The sequence below is a fragment of the Paraburkholderia sp. BR10872 genome, assembly GCF_040965835.1.
Classification (GTDB): Bacteria; Pseudomonadota; Gammaproteobacteria; order Burkholderiales; family Burkholderiaceae; genus Paraburkholderia; species Paraburkholderia nodosa_A.
The window spans coordinates 19611-36850 of record NZ_JBFRCN010000017.1; the positions used below are offsets into that span (position 1 = coordinate 19611).

The following is a 17240-nucleotide window of genomic DNA, read 5'->3' on the forward strand; positions in this document are numbered from 1 at the left end:
CAATTCAACATTCGACCAACGCCTTGACAACGGTCTGCCCGGGTTCCAGCAATCGCGGAAATGCGTCGGGCACCTCGTCAAGGCGCATGCGGTGCGTATTCAACGCCTGGTCAGGAATGCGGCCCGCACGCATCGCCTCCAGCACGGTTTCGAAGTCGGTGGCGGTAGCGTTGCGGCTTGCAAGCAACGTGGTCTCGCGCTTATGAAATTCCGGGTCGGAGAATGTCACCTGACCCGGCACGATCGAGATGAGGGTGTATTTCCCGCCATGCGCGACGAAGGCGAAGCCGCGGTTCATCGCGTCGATGTTGCCGGTCGCGTCAAAGACCACATCAAAAAACTCGCCATGCGTGAGCGATGCGAGTTGCGCCACGTCGTCCGGGCCCACCGCGACCGTTGCATCGACGCCCAGATGCGACGTGCAGAATTCAAGGCGGTCCGCGCGCGTGTCCAGACAAACGACCGTGGCACCGCGCAGCCTGGCAAAGATCATCGCCGCCATGCCAATCGGGCCAGCCCCAACCACCAGCACCCGTTGACCGGGCGACACATCGGCACGCCGCACGGCATGTGCGCCGATGGCAAGAAATTCGAGCATGGCCGCCTGATCGAGCGAGACCCCTTGCGCCTTGTGCACGAACTGCGCAGGCACGCTGAGATACTCGGTCAGTGCGCCATCGCGATGCACACCCAGCACCTGGATGTTGACGCAGCAGTTCGTCTTGCCTTGACGGCATGCGACGCAGTGTCCACACGACAGATAGGGCATGACGTAGACGCCGTCGCCAGCCGCGAACCCCGAGTCAGGTTCCGCCTCGACGACCACAGCGGACAGCTCATGACCCATTACGCGCGGGTATTGGAGGTAGGGTTGACTGCCGGTAAAAATATGCAGATCGGTACCGCAAATCCCGACACGGCTGACCCGCATCAGTACTTCGCCGTCACCTCGCGCGGGCAGATCACGCTCCTCGGCGCGCAGTACCCCGGGTGATTCGCAGATCACGCTAAGCATGTTGATATCCTCACGATCAGGTCAGGTATGGTGGCTCGGTGTGCACCGATAGTTCGCATCCAGGTCGCGTGGAGGCCAGTGGCTGGCACGTGCTTCGTTGCACCCGTCGTGCTGGTGTGCGTCGACGCGCGGCGTCATTGACGACTCCCGGGAACCGGCGCATCTGGGACGATCAGCCCTTCCTGGCCAAGCGCGCCCCAGAAGTCCGCTGGCACGGGTTGTTCGAGCCACGTGATGTTCTGCTGCAGCTGCGAAACACTACGCGCACCGATCACGCAGGAAACGACAGCGTCATGCGCGAATGGAAACTGCAGCGCCGCTGCAGGAAGTGGAACATTGAAGCGCTCACATAGAGCGGAAAGGCGACGCACCTTCCCGACGACTTCGGCTGGCGCATCCGAATAGTTGAACTTGCCGTTGCCAGCGAGTACGCCGGAATTGAATACCCCGCCCACGACGACGCCTGTGCCTACGCGGGTGCAGCGATCGAGCAGCGGCTCCAGCGCGTCCTGTTCGAGCAGGGTGTACCGGCCGGCCAGCAGAATGACGTCGAGCGGCGCTTCGTTCAAAGCATCAACGGCGACTTCCCACTCGTTGACGCCAAGGCCGACTGCGCGGACTTCGCCGCCTGCGCGTAGCTCCTCGAGCGCGCGAAACCCACCGCCGGCCGTAAGTTGGCTCCAGTAGTGCGTATGTCGATCGCCGTGAGTCAGACTGCCGATGTCATGGACATACAGGATATCGATTTGCGCGAGGCCGAGGCGTTGCTGGCTATCTTCGTACGAGCGCATGATGCCCTCGTAGCTGTAGTCAAACACGGGGCGAAACGGCAGCGGTTCGGCCCAGCCATCGTCACCGGGCTCGACACCGACATCGGGGCGCATCAAACGGCCCACTTTCGTGCTCAATGTGAAAGCGTTGCGCTGACGCGCCGCGAGTGCCTGCCCGACGCGCCGCTCGGAGAGTGTATAGCCGTAATACGGCGCGGTATCGAAGTAGCGCAGGCCTGCGGACCAGGCGGCGTCGACCAATGCGCAGGCATCGGTGGCCGACATGGCACGGTAGAGCCCGCCAAGCTGGGAGCAGCCAAGGCCAAGCCTGGTCAGTTCGAGGCCGCTGCGCGGTAAGGCGCGTTTTTCGGAAGCGTTCATAAACCGGGGAGGCAGGTGTCAGGGGAATACCGTGAAGGCTCCCTGCGACGGGCCAAATGGCTTCGTCGCAGATCGGCCACCATCAGTAGAGGACGTTCTTCGCTTCCTGAGAGTCGAGGTTCGGTTTGTCGACCATGACGACACCGGTATCAACCAGCTTCGCGACAGGCTTGTGTTCGATGACGCCGACCACCGTCTGGATTCCCTTGCTCCCCATCTGCCACGACCCCTGAACGGCAATCGCCTGGATGGTGCCGTCGCGAACGAAGCCTTGCAGATCCTCATTGCCATCGAAACCGACCGCCACCAGCTTGCCAGCCTTGCCTGCCTGCTTGAGCGCGCGTCCCATGCCAACCGCGGTCGGTTCGTTCGCGCCGAAGATGCCCTTCAGATCCGGATTCGCGGACAGCACATCGGTCGTCTGGTTCAGCGCTGTCGCCATCTGCGACTGCGAGTAGTAAGGTCCGACAATCTGCAGCTTCGAATGGGCCGCGATGTATCTACGGAAGCCGCCTACCCGGCCAACTTCCGATCCGGCGCCGGGCACGTACGACATGACTGCAATTTTGCCCGTCTGTCCTACGCGAGCGATCAATGCCTGGGCACATAGTTCGCCCGCCTTCTCGTTGTCGGTCGAGAGGAACGATTGGTAATACGGTTTGCCTGAGTCCGAGATTGCCGAGTCGATCAGCACCACCGGGATATGTGCTTCCCAGGCTTTCTTGATGGCAGGCACGAGAGCGTCAGGATCGGAAGGCGCCAGCACGATACCTGCCACGTGCCGGTTGACCGCGTTCTCGACCATGTTTACCTCGTCGGCGATGTCCGACTCGGCGGCCGGCCCCTGGAAGGTCATCGTATAGCCCTTCGTTTCGGCAAGCGCCGCGTTCGCACCCTTCTGCACGTTCTGCCAGTAGTTCGAGTTGACCGTCTTGACGATCACGGCGATCTCGCCGCCTGCAGCATATGCGCCGGTACTGAACGCTGCACACAACATCGCCGATACCGTCAGCAGGGAAAGCTTTCGCATGTCTCGCTCCTCTCTTGTGGTTGAACTTCGTATGGTGGTTGAACTACGTGTGATTACCGCTTGCGATTTCGCAACTGGTCGATCCAGACAGTGCCGAGAATGACGACGCCGATGATGATCTGCTGGATGAAACTCGATACGCCGTTCATGTTGAGTCCGTTGCGCAGGACACCGATGACGAACGACCCGATTGCCGTTCCCGAGATCGTCCCCACGCCGCCCATCAGCGAAGTGCCGCCGATGACCGAACTGGCAATCGCGTCGAGCTCATACATGACACCCTCGTTGGGTTGCCCGGTGACGAGTCGGGACATCAACACACAGCCCGTCACCCCAGCCATGGCGCCGGAGAGGACGTACGTGAAAAGCGTCACGCCTTGAACGTTCACGCCGGAAAGCCGCGCTGCTTCCGCGTTCGAGCCCACCGCGTATATGTGGCGGCCAAGCGAGGTCTTTGACAGCAACACCGAGACTGCGACGAACAGGACGATCATGATGACGACCGGATAAGGGATACCCGGAAACGTTGTGTCCGGAAATCCGTCCGCGCCAATATGGGAGACGCGAAACAGCGCCCCGTTTCCGAGTGCTCCGAACGCGTCGCCCAGATCTGAAACCGGGCGCGCGCCGGTGATCTGCAGCGCCAGACCCCGCGCGACGAGCATCATGCCCAGTGTCGCAATGAACGGCGGCAACCCCATACGCGTCACGCAGATTCCGTTGACAGTCCCGCACAGCGCGCCGACCAGTACCCCGCACAGCATCGCAACCGGCACGGGCGCGCCAGCCTTTGTCAGTAGTGCTGCGGAAACTCCCGCGAGCGCAAGAACGGAGCCGACCGAGAGGTCGATGCCGCCGGTGATGATGACACACGTAGCCGCAACGCCGAGATAGGCGATGGACGTCACCTGCAGGCAGACAGTCATCAGGTTGCCGACCGAGAAGAATGCCGAACTCGTTACAGAAAATGCCGCCAGGAGCACGATCAGGCTGCCCAATGCAGCAAACTTCTGGATAAGGTCGCGGCGCCGTTGCTGGGCGGTCTGCCTCGCGGCCTGGGTCGAGTCTGATGTCATTTCAAGCATGGGTGCGCCCCGAGGCGTAGTGCATGATTTCCTCCTGACTGGTATGTGCGGTATCGAGAACCGCAGTCATGCAGCCCTCGTGGAAGACGGCAATCCGATCCGTCATGCCGAGCAGTTCGGGCAATTCGGAACTGATCAGCACGACCCCGACGCCCTCTGCGGCAAGCCGGTCCATCAACCCGTAAATGGCGAACTTCGCGCCAACGTCGATACCGCGTGTCGGCTCGTCGAAAAAGAGGATCTTTGAGCCACGATAGAGCCACTTGCCGATCACGACCTTTTGCTGGTTGCCGCCGGAAAGATTGCGCACGATCTGATTGACCGATGGTGTCCGGATCGCCAGTTCCTTGACGTATCGTTCGGCGACCTGGTGCTCCTCCCGAAAGCGCAGGAAGCCCGTGCGTGACGCAATGGCGCGCACATTTGCCAGCGTGATGTTCGCGGCAACCGGCATCATCAGGGCGAGGCCCTCCCTCTTCCGGTCTTCGGACAGATAGGCGAGCCCGTGCCGGATGGCCTCTCTCGGTGAGCGGATGTTCACCGGCTGACCATGAAGCGTGATCGTTCCACTATCCAGCCTGTCAGCGCCGAAGATTGCGCGCGCAACCTCGGTGCGGCCAGCGCCCATGAGGCCGGCAAATCCGAGAATCTCGCCTCTGCGCAGCTCGAAAGAAACAGGGCCGAACACACCGTTGCGGTGCAGATCCTTCACGCTCAGCAGCACCTCTTCGGCAGGAGAAGATTGTCTGGCCGGATAGGCGTCCTCGAGCGAGCGACCGACCATGCGCGCAACGATATCGTTGACGCTCAGCGCAGAGAAGTCATCGGTCGAGATGTGGCGGCCATCGCGCAGAACCGTGACGCGATCGACAATGTGCGCCATCTCGTCGAGCCGATGCGAGATGTAGAGAATCGCCACGCCTTCGGCGCGCAGTTCCTTGATGATCCGGAAAAGCTGGACTGTTTCCGATTCCGTGAGGGACGACGTGGGCTCGTCCATGATCAGTACCTGAGCGTTGAGCGAAAGCGCCTTGGCGATTTCGACCATCTGCTGCTGCGCGATCGAGAGCGTCCCGACCAGCGTCGTGGGCGCCACATCCAGCCCGATGCGTGCAAGACAACGCGTTGCATCCGCGTTGAGCCTGCGCGTGTCGACGAAGGGCCCGCGTTTAGGCTCCCGCGCCAGATAGAGGTTTTCCGCCACGCTCAGATGCGGCACCAGGTTCAGTTCCTGATGGATGATCGCGATGCCTGCGGTCTGCGCTTCGGAAGTCGAGAGGAACTGCACGGCCTCGCCGCGATAGCGGATCAGACCGACGTCCGGTCGGTATTGCCCGCTGATGATCTTCATCAACGTGGACTTGCCCGCCCCGTTTTCGCCGCAAATGGCGTGGACCTCTCCGCAGCGCAGATCGAGGTTGATGCCATCGAGCGCGATCACACCCGGGAAGCGCTTTCCGATCCCTTCGAGGCGAAGGATCTCCTCATTCGGTGGCTTATGGAGTTCTGCATCCAGGCTGGGCAGCCCGTTGGGCGCGCTCATCTCGTCTCCTTTGACACGGCCGACCTGGCTTCGCGCTGGTCAGTCCAATTGAGACGGATTAGACGGCAAACCAAGTTATTGGTCAAGCCAATATGATTTTTATTAACTGGCCTTACCCATAAGGAAAACCCTGGGACGGGCGCAAACGCTTGTCCCACGGTACTTCAGCCGAAATGCTAGACTCTATGAGCCGTTCAACTTGTCGGCAACTGGCAGGCACCGAACCTCATCGTGAAATCAACCGAACCCAAGCGGCTTTACCAATCCATTGCTACCCAGATCCTCACATTGATTCGTCAGGGTGAATTCCCGGCGGGCGAGCGCCTGCCGCCGGAGCGGGAACTCGCCATCAAGCTTGGCGTCTCGCGGCCCTCCCTACGTGAGGCGCTTATTGCGCTGGAGATCGGTGGCAAGGTCGAGATCCGTGTCGGATCCGGCGTCTACGTGCGTGAGACAGGTATCGATGATGAGAGCGCGGTGGGATCGCTCGGCGATAGCCCGTCCGAGTTGATGCAGGCGCGCGCTGCGATCGAAGGCAGCGTATCGGTGCTCGCCGCTGCGCGCATGACCGCCGCCACGCTCGATCGCCTGCGACGCTCAATCGAGCGGATGCGCAGACTTGCAGCAGCGGGCAAATCCCCCGTTGAAGCGGACCGGCAATTCCACATGCTGATCGCGGAGGCGGCTGGTAACTCCGTACTGAGTCGTTTCGTCGGCGAACTCTTCGATAGCCGCCACGATCCGATCGCGGCCGCCATGCGCGGTCATACGGAAAGTCCTCAAACCTGGACCGAGGCAGTATGCGAGCACGAAGAAATCCTGAGGGCCCTGCAGGCCAGCGATCCTATCGCGGCGCAGACAGCGATGCGTGCTCATCTCAAGGCTTCCGGGGAGCGATGGATCAGCGGTGCGCTGAAAAAAGAATCCGGCACAGGGCAAGCAAGTGAAAATGCATGACGGGGCTCGGCACCCGCCAATTCGCTCGACTGCTCGACTTCACGCTGAAGATCGTCTGCATTAAGGGGAACCTGCGCAATGCCGTCGGCACCTACGGTCTCGCCATGATGCATGGCGCTGTCGAATATCGCGGAGGTCAATGACTCTTACGATCTGACGGGCAAATGTCGGTTCGTCAACCTCTGCCCAACCACCATCGAACGTTTCCTGAAGGCGGCGCAGCCCGGTATTCGAGTAATCCGCGACCGCGTTTGGCCACCGCCACGTAGGTGCGCAGAAGTTCGAGATCCAGATTTTTCATTGCAGCGATGTCGCGCCAGACGCGCGCGTACGTGTGAGCGGAGGAAACGGTCTTCACCGCACCAATGTCTCCAGCCCCTCGAACAGGATCCTGCGCCATGCCGAGCGGGCCGTGTCCTCGCGCCGGCGCGGACGTGCGCCGCCCAATTCAAAAATGCGGCTGGCAGGTCGTGTCCGCGCTCCACCGGCAGGCTCCAGCAAGACGATCCGATCGGCCAGGTGCAGCGCCTCGTCGATATCGTGCGTGACGACGAGCGCGGCCGTTCGATGGGCATCCACGATGGCGAGCAGCAGGTCCTGAAGGCGCATACGCGTCATTGCGTCGACGGCGCTGAATGGTTCGTCGAGCAACAGCAGCTGCGGCTGCGTGAACAGGCCGCGTGCAATCGCCACGCGCTGGGCCATGCCTCCCGAGAGATGCTTCGGCCAGAGCGCGCCGTCTTCGGGACGCAAGCCGACCTCTTCGAGCAGCGACTGCGCGCGTGCGAGCGCGTCGCCGCGAGCGCGCTGCGGAAAGCACACGTTATCGGCCACGCGCAGCCATGGCAACAAGCGCGGCTCCTGAAAGATCACGCCCGCGAGCGGCGACGGGCCGCGTAGCACTTCGCCGTTGTACGAGACGGTGCCCGCGTAGTCGCGATCCAGCCCCGCCGCAATGCGCAGCAGCGTACTCTTGCCGCAGCCGCTCGGGCCGAGCAGCGCCACGATCTCGCCGGGCGCGAGCGTGAGCCGCAGGCTGTCGAGAATCGGCCGCTCGCCGTAGCGCTTCTGGCGGATGTCGATATCGACGAGGGGCGGATACGTCTCGCGCGCCGTGCTGGTCAACGAAGCCGCCATCATGTGCGCGCTCCCTCGACACTCGTGTCGCGCCAGGCCAAGACGTGTGCCTCGAGCGCCTTCATTGCGCTGTCGGTCAACTTGCCGAGCAATCCCAGCAGGAGGATGGCGCCAAACACGATATCGGGCCGGCCCGTCTCGCGCCCGTCGCTCAGGAGGTAGCCAAGCCCGCGCGTTGCGGCGATCAGCTCGGCCGCGACGACGAACATCCACGAGACCGCCAGCCCCGTGCGTAGCCCCGTGAAAATATGCGGCAACGCAGCGGGCAACAGGATTCGCACGAATAGCCGCCACGAAGACAGCCGATACACCGCGCCCAGTTCGACGAGCTTGCGATCGACGTTTCGGACTCCAGATAGCACGCTCAGATGCACCGGAAAGAATGCGCCAATCGCGACGAGCGTGATTTTTGGCGCCTCATCGATGCCCATCCAGAGCAGCAGCACGGGCACCCATGCGAGCGACGGAATCGCACGCAGCGCCTGAAAACTCGGATCGAGCAATGCGTCGAGCCGGCGGCTCAAGCCCATCGCCGCGCCGACGAATACCGCGAACAGCGCGCCGCACGCGAACCCGGCCGCCACGCGCGCCGTGCTCTGCACGATGTGCTTGAGCAGGGTTGCGCCGCCGAGTTGCCACAGCGCCTGCGCGATCTCCGAAGGCGCGGGCACGAGATTGTCCGGCAGCACCTGCGCACGCACGAGCACTTCCACGACAAGCAGGAAGGCGACCGGCAGCAGCAAGCCCGCCATGCGCCAGGCGCGCGGCGCACGCTCTTGCGGGGCACCCGCTTCCCGCACCGGCGCGCTGGTGCGTTGCGTGTCGCCATACGCGGGAGCCTCAGTCCTTCGCCCCGCCGTAACCTCACCGGACTGCGCCAGCGAGCGTGCTGCCGCTTCTTCCACTGCCATGTCAGCCTGCCCGGTTATTAATGTTGCGCCGATGCCAGCGCCGGCTGGGCCGCCTGCGCGTCGATCAGCGATTCGATCACCTGGTTCAGATCGGTGCCCGGCTTGACCAGTTGCTCCTGAACCAGGATCGGCGCGGCAGCTTCCAGCGCCTTGATCTGTTCCGCACCCGGCTGCGGGTGGCTGAAGTCGTTGCGGCTCAGTTGCAGCTTTGCGACCGCGAGCGACACCTTCGAGTCTTCGGAAACGATTTGCGCCGCCTCGTCGGGGTGCGCGCCAATCCATTCCCGCGCACGCTCATAGACCTTCAGCACGCGCGTGACGGTGTCCGGGTACTGTTTCAGGAACACATCGCGCACGTTCAGGAAGCCCCACGTGTTGAAGCCGACATTGCGGTACAGCAGACGCGCGCCGTTGTCGACTTCCGCGGCGGCCATGTGGGGATCGAGCCCGGCCCACGCATCGACCTGACCGTTGATCAGCGCCGTGCGGCCATCCGGATGCTGGAGATTGACGATCTCGACGTCATCCTTCGTCAGGCCGACGGTATGCAGTGCGCGCAGCGTGAAGAGGTAGGGATCGGTGCCCTTCGTGGCGGCAATCTTCTTGCCCTTGAGGTCGGCGAGCGACTTCAGCGGCGAATCCTTGCGCACAACCAGCGCCGTCCACTCCGGGCGCGAGAAGATATACACGGTCTTGATCGGATTACCGTTCGCCTTGCCGAGCACGGCCGCGAGGCCCGCGGTCGAGCCGATATCGATGGCGCCGCTGTTCAGGTACTCCAGTGCGCGGTTGCTGCCGAGGCTCAGCACCCAGCGCACCTGCGTATGATCCGGCGCGAACTCCTGCTCGAGCCAGCCATTGCGTTTGATCACCAGACTTTCCGGCGAGTAGTACGCGTAGTCGATCTTGAGTTCCGCGGGTGCGGCGGCGGCCGCCCATGCCGGCGCGGCGATCATCGCGACCAGGCCGAGCAGCCACAGCGCGGCCGGCTTGCGCCAGGCGCGCAGCGACTGGCCGATATGCCGCCGCAGCGGCATCTTCGTCTTTTGGTTCTGCATGTGCTTTTCCCTTTTTTAGCGTGTGGCGTGAGGGGCCGCGTGTGCCGCGGCATACTCATCGAACCTGCCAGCATAAAAAGCACTGACGCGAAACGGAACCAAGAATCGGTCAGATCGAAAGAAGCGGAATGAATATCCCTGCGCGCCGCGCTGGCCTGAGAAGGTCGGTTACTGATCGGCGGGAATCCAGCGAGCGCGCGCTGCGCGTCATCCGGACTCGCAACAAGGGCCGCGTACCGGTCATGCTGCTCGACGCATTCCCACGGAGCTCTCGTCGCTGCATCCGGATATGCCGCTAAATGCCGTCGTGCCGATCGAAGTCGACTCAACGGGGCGCTGGACCGCCGATGGTCCCCGCCCGGCTTGATTCATTGCGTCGACAGAGCAACCAGGGTCGTCGCGAACAGACGCGATGAGCCGTGTTCCCTGGCGGTTCTGCGCAATGCTGGTTGCGCGTGAGCCCGGATTCCGAACCGGCTGCCCGACAGCCCGGCTGAAGTCGCCTGAACGTTCGATTTGCCACCCTGGTTGTTCACTTCGCCGAGACCTGAATCGATGATGCCTTACAGCGTGACCGAGGTAGTCGTCAGATTGGCGTGGCGCGCAAACGCCTTTTTGGCCTGGCTACGGTTCGGTCCTTTGGACTCGTCCCGCCGATCTGCGCCATTCGTACTAAGCACCGCAACATCCCCCTGATAACCTTAGCGGGATTTGTTCGTTTCCAGCGTCGTGTTGTTGTTTAAAGTCGTCGGATCGCTTCACCCGCTTCGACTCCACGACGACATGAAAAAAATCCATAGCAAACTGAGGCAGTTTCTTCCGGCACTCGTCACGCTTTCTCTTCTGGGGGCCGGTATCGGCGCACACGCGCAGGACGCGGCCGACAAGGACGTGCCGTCGCTGAAAGGCAAGCGGATCGGCATTACGGCAGCCGGCACGGATCACTACTGGGACCTGAAGGCCTATCAAGGTGCGGTCGACGAAGTCAAACGGCTGGGCGGTACGCCGATCGCACTCGATGCGGGCCGCAACGACAATCGGCAGATCGCGCAGATCCAGACACTGATCGCGCAGAAGCCCGACGCGATCGTCGAACAACTGGGCACGGCGAGCGTGCTGGAGCCTTGGTTGCAGAAAATCCGCCAGGCAGGCATCCCGCTCTTCACAATCGATACGGCCTCGCCGTCCAGCCTGAACGACACCACGTCGGATAATTTCTTCATCGGCGAACAGTTGGCGCTGAAACTCGTCAACGACATTCACGGCGAAGGCAACATTCTCGTGTTCAACGGTTTTTATGGCGTACCGGTGTGCGCAATCCGTTATGACCAGTTGAAAGCCGTGCTGAAGTACTACCCGAAGGTGCACATCATCCAGCCCGAACTGCGCGATGTGATTCCGAACACCGTACAAAGCGCGTATGCGCAGATCAGCCAGTTGCTGACCAAATATCCGAAGGGGCAGATCGCCGCGATCTGGGCCGCGTGGGACGTGCCGCAAGTCGGCGCGACGCAGGCTATCGACGCCGCGCACCGCACGGAAATCAAAACCTATGCGGTAGACGGCAGCCCGGACGTGGTCAACCTCGTCAAGGATCCGAATTCGAGCGCGGCCGCCGTGGTCGCGCAGCAACCCGCGCTGATCGGCAAAACCGCGGTCGACAACGTTGCGCGCTATCTCGCCGGCGAGAAGAATCTGGCGCCGTACACCTACGTGCCGTCGATCCTTGTCACGAAAGATAACGCCGGCGCCATTCAGCAGACGCTCGGGCAAACGGCACAGAACGGCAGCATCGCATCGAAATGACGCAGTACATTCCCGCGCTCGCGCTGCGTGACGTCGTCAAGCAGTTCAACGGTGTGCCCGCGCTGCGCGCCGCATCGCTGGAAGTGCGGCGCGGCACCGTGCATGGCCTGATCGGTCAGAACGGCGCGGGAAAATCGACGCTGATCAAGATACTCGCCGGTATTCACCATGCCGACGACGGGACCATCGCGGTGGACGGCGTGGACCGGGGTCCGAACGGAAGCGCGTCACGTGAGCCGCTATCGCAGATCGGTTTCATTCATCAGGAACGGCTACTGCCCGCCACCTTCACGGTCGCCGAAGCCTTGCTAAGCGGCAACGAGCCGATTCTCGGCACGCGCCGCACGCGCTTCGATCGGCGCAGTTCTCCTCTGGGCATACTCGACGTCCGGCGCATGCAGCGTGAGGCGCGCGAAGCGGTCGCAACGCATTTCGGCATCGATCTCGCGCCCAACCGTCTGATCGCCGAGTTGAGCGTGGCCGAACAGCAGATCGTGCAGATCACCCGTGCGTTGATGCGCGAGCCGCGCATTCTGGTGTTCGACGAACCGACTGCCGCGCTCGTCAATCGCGAAGTCGAGCGTCTGCTTCAGACGATCGATCGCCTGCGGCAGCGCGGCCTGACAATCCTGTATGTGTCTCATCATCTGAACGAAATCGCGGCGATCTGCGATCGGGTCACGGTCTTGCGCGACGGCAAGGACGTCGCGCACGTCGACGCTCGCACAACCCCGACCGAAGCGTTGGTCAGCGCGATGATCGGCACCGATGCGACGACCCGCACAGCGCGTGCGCCGCGAACCGCAAGCGCCCCGCTTCTGTCGGTGCACGAGCTCCACGCGGACAAGCGCTTCGAGCAGATTTCGTTCGAACTCGGGCGCGGCGAGATCGTCGGCGTGACCGGGCTGCTGGGCTCGGGCGGCAAGCAACTGGTGCGCAGCCTGTTCGGACTCGAACGCGAGGTTCGCGGCGCGATCACACTCGACGGCAAGCCCGTGCGACTGCGCCGCCCCGCCGACGCGGTGCGCGCCGGCATCGCCTTCGTGCCCGAAGACCGTCGCGCGCATGGTGTCGCGCCGTCGCTGAGCGTGCGCGAAAACCTCACGCTGTCGAGCCTCGCGCGTTTCAGCCGCTTCGGATTGCTGGCGCGACGCGACGAGCGCCAGGCCGTGCGGCAGGCGATCGACGCGTTCAGCATCCGCGCACCCGGCCCGGAAGCGCCGGTGCGTCATCTGTCGGGCGGCAATCAGCAGAAGGTCGCATTAGGCAAATGGCTGATTCGCGGCGCCGGACCGGGGTCGAGAATCTATCTGCTCGACGAACCCACTGTGGGCGTCGATATCGGTGCAAAGACCGAGATCTACCGGATGCTCGAGCGGCTCGCCAACGACGGCGCGGCCGTGCTGCTGTTTTCGAGCGACCTGATCGAACTGCTGGAAGTGACCGATCGCGTGCTGGTCATGACGCGCGGGCGCATCGTCAAGGAATTGATCTCGCGCGAAACCTCGAGTCAGGAGGTGCTTGCATGGGCCACTGGCGCTCGCACCGGATCCAACGGCGAGGCGACAGCCGCGCCGCCGCGCGCGCGCCGTACGGAGCGCGCCGCATGAGCAAGGTACTTGACGATACACGGCAGCGCCCACGCGTTGCGTTGCCGTCCGGATGGTTCGGCGCGCAGTTCTGGCTGCGCGGCTGCGCCGTGCTGGCGTTTGCGCTGGTGGCGGCGGTCTTCGCCGCGACTTCTCCGCTATTCCTGAGCATCGCGAATCTGGCGAACGTACTGCAGCAATCGGTCGTGGTAGGCATTCTCGGCTTTGGGCTGACGGCCGTTCTGATCGGCGGCGGCGCGGATCCGATCAAGGGCGGACTCGATCTGTCGATCGCGGCGAACATGGGCTGGTGCGCGGCGGTCTATGCCGTGAGTTTGCGCGACGGTCTGCCGGAAAGCGCCGCGCTGGTTCTGACGCTCGCCGCAGGTGCCGCGATCGGCGCGTTGAACGCATTCGCGGTGATCGCGCTGGGCATCTTCCCGTTGCTCGCCACGTTGACGACGATGAATATCGCCGCAGGCCTCGAACTGGTGCTGACGCAGAATACGTCTGTCCCAGTCGCCTCGCCGCTGATGACGTTCCTGCTGGATAGCGGCCCGTTCGACGTGCCGCATCTCGCGTATGCGCTCATAGGCGTCGCCGTGCTGTTCACGCTGCTGATCCACTACACCGCATTCGGCTTGCGCCTGCGCGCGACCGGCGCGCATCGCGACGCCGCGCGCGCCGCGGGAATCCGCACAGACCGGTATGTTGCTTCGAGCTATGTGGTCAGCGGTCTCTCGGCCGCGCTGGCGGCCCTTGCATCCTCTGCGCTGCTGAGCGGAAGTTCGCCAGGCGCGGGCGAGAATCTGCTGGCGGTCATCGCGGCGGCACTATTGGGCGTCGTATTCTCACGGCGGCTCGTGCCGACCATTCCGGGCACCTTGCTTGCCGTGCTGTTTGTCGGCCTCGTCAACAATGGCTTCCAGCTCGACAATCTGTCGAGTTATTGGGTCAACGGTGTCGAGGGCGCGCTGATCCTGTTCGTCGTCGCCACCACCGCTGTGATGCGCCGACGCCACACCGGGAACCATGCAAATGACTAACCGGATCGCCCGGGTGCAGCGCTACGCGTTGATCGTCGCACTCTTCGCCGTGTTTGCATTTTTCTCGGCGGTCGCGCCCGGCTTCGCGCGCGCCGACAATCTGGCGAACGTGCTCCTAAACAACTTCGCGTTGCTCGCGATCGCGTCGCTGGGGATGACGCTGGCGTTGTCAATCGGTGCGATCGATCTATCGTTGGGCACGTCGATCGACGTTGCGAGCCTCGCGTTCGTGCTGCTCAGCGCGCATCAGACGGCGCTGCCGCTCGCCATACTGGGCGGATTCGTGGCAGCGCTGGCGGTCGGCGCGCTCAACAGCGTGTTGATCGCCGGCTTCGGCATCGCGCCGTTTCTCGCCACGCTCGGCACGCTGTTCATCGGACAAACCGTGCAGCAGTTGGCGACCGACGGCGGACAGCCAGTCTATTTGCTCAATGTCCCGCTGTCGGCGCTGTTCAGCGAGCTGGCACACGGCGCAATCGCCGGAATTCCTGTGCCGCTGTGGCTGGTCGCGATACTGGCTGGCGCGGTTCACGTGGCCTCGGCGCGCTCGGTGTTTGGACGGCAGGCCGCCGCGTTGGGCGCACAACCGGGCGTCGCACGCTACTCGGGGCTGCCTGTCGGCGCGATCGTGTCGTGGACGCTGATTGCCAGCGCGTTAATCTATGGCGTGGTCGGCGTGTTGCTGTCGTCGACGGTCAAGGCGTACGTCCCGCAGGCGGGCAATGGTTATCTGCTGAACGCGATCGGCGCAACCTTCATCGGCACCACGCTGTCGCCGAGCCGACGGCCAGGCGTGACCGGCACGCTGCTCGGCGTTCTGCTGATCAGCCTCGTGGCCAATGGCCTGTTGCTGATTGGCTGGAATTTCTATTGGCAGCAGGTCGCAACCGGCGTGCTGATCTTCGCTGTGCTGGCGCTGAGCTTCGCACCGCGCGGAGAGCAGCTGGCGTGATTGTTCTGCGGCTCGCCCCCGTCAACGAGGTGTGACGTCGCAACACTCCCAGCACAACCATATGCATGTAATCGCTTTCATCATAAGCATCCGATGATCGAATGGTTCACCTCGCAATTGAGGCGTGCCTACACTAAATTGCCCCAATTACCGAGTGGCTCGTCATGCGCCGCAAAGCAGGAAAACCCACTTCCGCACCGCCATCCAAACATGCACTCGCGTCGTCGAATGGCCATCACGCTCTGAAACGCCGCGCCTTCCTCCAGGGACTCGGGGCCGCCGCCGGCGCCACCGTACTGGCGTCAGCAATTGGCACGCCATCCGCCGCGTACGCGCAGCAAGTCGGCGGCAAACCATCCGGATCACCTGCGCCCAGGCGCGGCGGCCGCGTGACGCTGCTGGTCAATCCGGAACCGAATGTGCTGGTCAACTTCGCGACGACGGCAGGCGCGGAGGACAAGGCGAGTCCCAAGATAACGGAAGGTCTGCTCGCTTACGACTTCGACGTGCAACCTCAACCGCAACTGGCGACGAAGTGGGAAATCAGCAGCGATGGCCTGCAATACACGTTTCATCTTCGTGAGAACGTGCGATGGCACGATGGCAAGCCGTTCACCTCGCAGGATGTCGCGCAGTCCATCAAGCTCCTGCAGACGTATCACCCGCGTGGCCGCGCCACCTTCGCGAACGTATCGGGTGTCGATACGCCGGATGCTCATACCGCTGTGCTGAGACTCTCCCGCCCTGCGCCCTATCTGCTCTATGCGCTGGCTGCGTCCGAGTCGCCGATCGTTCCGGCTCACCTCTATGCCGAAGGCGATCCGCTTAATAATCCTAACAATGCGAAGCCAATCGGCACCGGGCCGTATTTGTTCAAGGAGTGGGTGCGCGGCAGTCATGTCCGTCTGGTGCGCAACCCCGACTACTGGGATGCACCGAAGCCGTATGTCGATGAACTCTGGTTGACGTTCATCCCGGATGCCGCCGCACGCGCTGCCGCGCTCGAAACCGGAGAGCTCGATCTTGCCGGCGAAAACCCCGTGCCGTTGACGGACATCGCCAGGCTCACGAAGGAGCCGCATCTGCAACTCGAAACGCGCGGCTACAGCTACGATGCCGCATTGACTCAACTGGTTTTCAACCTCGACAACCCGTATCTGAAAGATGTACGCATCCGCCACGCCATCGGTCATGCCATTGATCGCCAGGCGATCCTGCGATCCGTCTTCTATGGTTACGGCGTGCCCTCGCCGGCGGCGATCAGCCCTTTGCTGAGCCAGTTCTACGACCCCGCCGTAAAGTCCTATCCATACGATCCGGCACTCGCGGAGAAGCTGCTGGATGACGCGGGCTATCGGCGTAAGGGAGATGGGCAGTCATTCCGTTTCCCGTTGACAATCGACTACAACCCGTACGATCCGTCGTTTCAGCTACTCGCACAGTTTCTCAGGCAATCGCTCAGACGTGTCGGTATCGACGCAACGGTTCGCTCGCAAGACTTCCCGACTTATGTAAAACGTGTGTTCACGGATCGTGCGTTCGATATCGACGCAAACTTCATGGGCAACACCTTCGACCCGACTGTGGGTGTCCAGCGAATCTACTGGTCGAAGAATTTCAAGCCCGGCGTGCCCTTCTCCAATGCCAGCCACTACGAGAACGCGGACGCGGACAGGCTTCTGGAAGCGGCCGCGGTGGCGGTCGACCGGAACAAGCGTATCGAGATCTTCAAGGAGTTTCAGCTGAAGGTGGCGGATGATCTGCCGGTCTACAACCTCATCACACTCAAGCAGGTCACGCTCTGCAACAAGCGGGTGCATGGACACACGGTCACGGCGGACGGACTCTGCGGCAATCTGGCCGGGCTCTATGTAGACGCCTGATCGAGTGCGCAGCCCTCTCAATCCTGCGGCGCGAACAGCGATCGGCGAATCGGTCAAAGGTTGTCAGGTCACGGCGT

General features: G+C 62.8%; 15 protein-coding genes. 7 read left to right on the forward strand and 8 right to left on the reverse strand.

The annotated features are described in order from the left end of the window. Positions 1–4: 4 nt before the first annotated feature. From AB4Y43_RS15465 to AB4Y43_RS15485, 5 genes are all read right to left on the reverse strand, one after another. Positions 5–1015 carry a zinc-binding alcohol dehydrogenase family protein gene (locus tag AB4Y43_RS15465; protein ID WP_368603353.1) on the reverse strand — a complete coding sequence of 337 codons (1011 nt, stop codon included), beginning with the start codon at positions 1013–1015 and terminating at the stop codon, positions 5–7. Positions 1016–1149: 134 nt separating this feature from the next. Next, positions 1150–2166, reverse strand: a complete 1017-nt coding sequence (locus tag AB4Y43_RS15470; RefSeq protein ID WP_368728154.1) for an aldo/keto reductase — start codon at positions 2164–2166, stop codon at positions 1150–1152. 82 nt (positions 2167–2248) lie between these two features. Then, positions 2249–3196: an ABC transporter substrate-binding protein gene (locus tag AB4Y43_RS15475; RefSeq protein WP_342947057.1), complete on the reverse strand. Its 948-nt coding sequence runs from the start codon at positions 3194–3196 to the stop codon at positions 2249–2251. A 53-nt stretch (positions 3197–3249) separates the two neighbouring features. After that, positions 3250–4281, reverse strand: coding sequence for an ABC transporter permease (locus AB4Y43_RS15480; protein ID WP_342922409.1), 1032 nt, complete (start codon positions 4279–4281; stop codon positions 3250–3252). Continuing rightward, positions 4274–5824 carry a sugar ABC transporter ATP-binding protein gene (locus AB4Y43_RS15485; RefSeq protein ID WP_368728155.1) on the reverse strand — a complete coding sequence of 517 codons (1551 nt, stop codon included), beginning with the start codon at positions 5822–5824 and terminating at the stop codon, positions 4274–4276. Before AB4Y43_RS15485 ends, AB4Y43_RS15480 begins: the two co-directional genes overlap by 8 nt. Positions 5825–6055: 231 nt before the next feature. Here AB4Y43_RS15485 and AB4Y43_RS15490 point away from each other — a divergent pair, with 231 nt between their 5' ends. Beyond that, positions 6056–6781: a FadR/GntR family transcriptional regulator gene (locus tag AB4Y43_RS15490; protein WP_368728156.1), complete on the forward strand. Its 726-nt coding sequence runs from the start codon at positions 6056–6058 to the stop codon at positions 6779–6781. Continuing rightward, complete coding sequence (locus AB4Y43_RS15495) at positions 6778–6924, forward strand: hypothetical protein (protein WP_368728157.1); 147 nt, start codon at positions 6778–6780, stop codon at positions 6922–6924. The genes AB4Y43_RS15490 and AB4Y43_RS15495 overlap by 4 nt, the downstream gene beginning before the upstream one ends. A 211-nt stretch (positions 6925–7135) precedes the next feature. Here AB4Y43_RS15495 and AB4Y43_RS15500 read toward each other — a convergent pair whose 3' ends face one another. Genes AB4Y43_RS15500 through AB4Y43_RS15510 form a run of 3 tightly spaced genes read right to left on the reverse strand, consistent with a single transcriptional unit; the run spans position 7136 to position 9785 of the window. Beyond that, entirely contained in the window at positions 7136–7918 is a 783-nt protein-coding gene (locus tag AB4Y43_RS15500; protein WP_368728202.1) for an ABC transporter ATP-binding protein, read from the reverse strand. Continuing rightward, positions 7918–8829, reverse strand: a complete 912-nt coding sequence (locus AB4Y43_RS15505; RefSeq protein ID WP_368728158.1) for an ABC transporter permease — start codon at positions 8827–8829, stop codon at positions 7918–7920. Before AB4Y43_RS15505 ends, AB4Y43_RS15500 begins: the two co-directional genes overlap by 1 nt. 17 nt (positions 8830–8846) lie before the next feature. Continuing rightward, positions 8847–9785, reverse strand: coding sequence for an aliphatic sulfonate ABC transporter substrate-binding protein (locus AB4Y43_RS15510; protein WP_368684978.1), 939 nt, complete (start codon positions 9783–9785; stop codon positions 8847–8849). An 885-nt stretch (positions 9786–10670) separates the two neighbouring features. On the opposite strand from AB4Y43_RS15510, the gene AB4Y43_RS15515 reads away from it, so the two are divergent. From AB4Y43_RS15515 to AB4Y43_RS15535, 5 genes are all read left to right on the forward strand, one after another. Beyond that, positions 10671–11693: a sugar ABC transporter substrate-binding protein gene (locus tag AB4Y43_RS15515; RefSeq protein WP_368603346.1), complete on the forward strand. Its 1023-nt coding sequence runs from the start codon at positions 10671–10673 to the stop codon at positions 11691–11693. Beyond that, positions 11690–13303: a sugar ABC transporter ATP-binding protein gene (locus AB4Y43_RS15520; protein ID WP_368728159.1), complete on the forward strand. Its 1614-nt coding sequence runs from the start codon at positions 11690–11692 to the stop codon at positions 13301–13303. Before AB4Y43_RS15515 ends, AB4Y43_RS15520 begins: the two co-directional genes overlap by 4 nt. Then, positions 13300–14328 (forward strand): ABC transporter permease, encoded by a 1029-nt coding sequence (locus AB4Y43_RS15525; protein ID WP_368728160.1) that lies wholly within the window; start codon positions 13300–13302, stop codon positions 14326–14328. Before AB4Y43_RS15520 ends, AB4Y43_RS15525 begins: the two co-directional genes overlap by 4 nt. Continuing rightward, complete coding sequence (locus AB4Y43_RS15530) at positions 14321–15280, forward strand: ABC transporter permease (RefSeq protein WP_368728161.1); 960 nt, start codon at positions 14321–14323, stop codon at positions 15278–15280. The genes AB4Y43_RS15525 and AB4Y43_RS15530 overlap by 8 nt, the downstream gene beginning before the upstream one ends. A gap of 164 nt (positions 15281–15444) precedes the next feature. Further along, a complete protein-coding gene (locus AB4Y43_RS15535; RefSeq protein ID WP_368728162.1) occupies positions 15445–17163 on the forward strand; it encodes an ABC transporter substrate-binding protein in 1719 nt (572 codons plus the stop codon). Positions 17164–17240 lie beyond the last annotated feature (77 nt).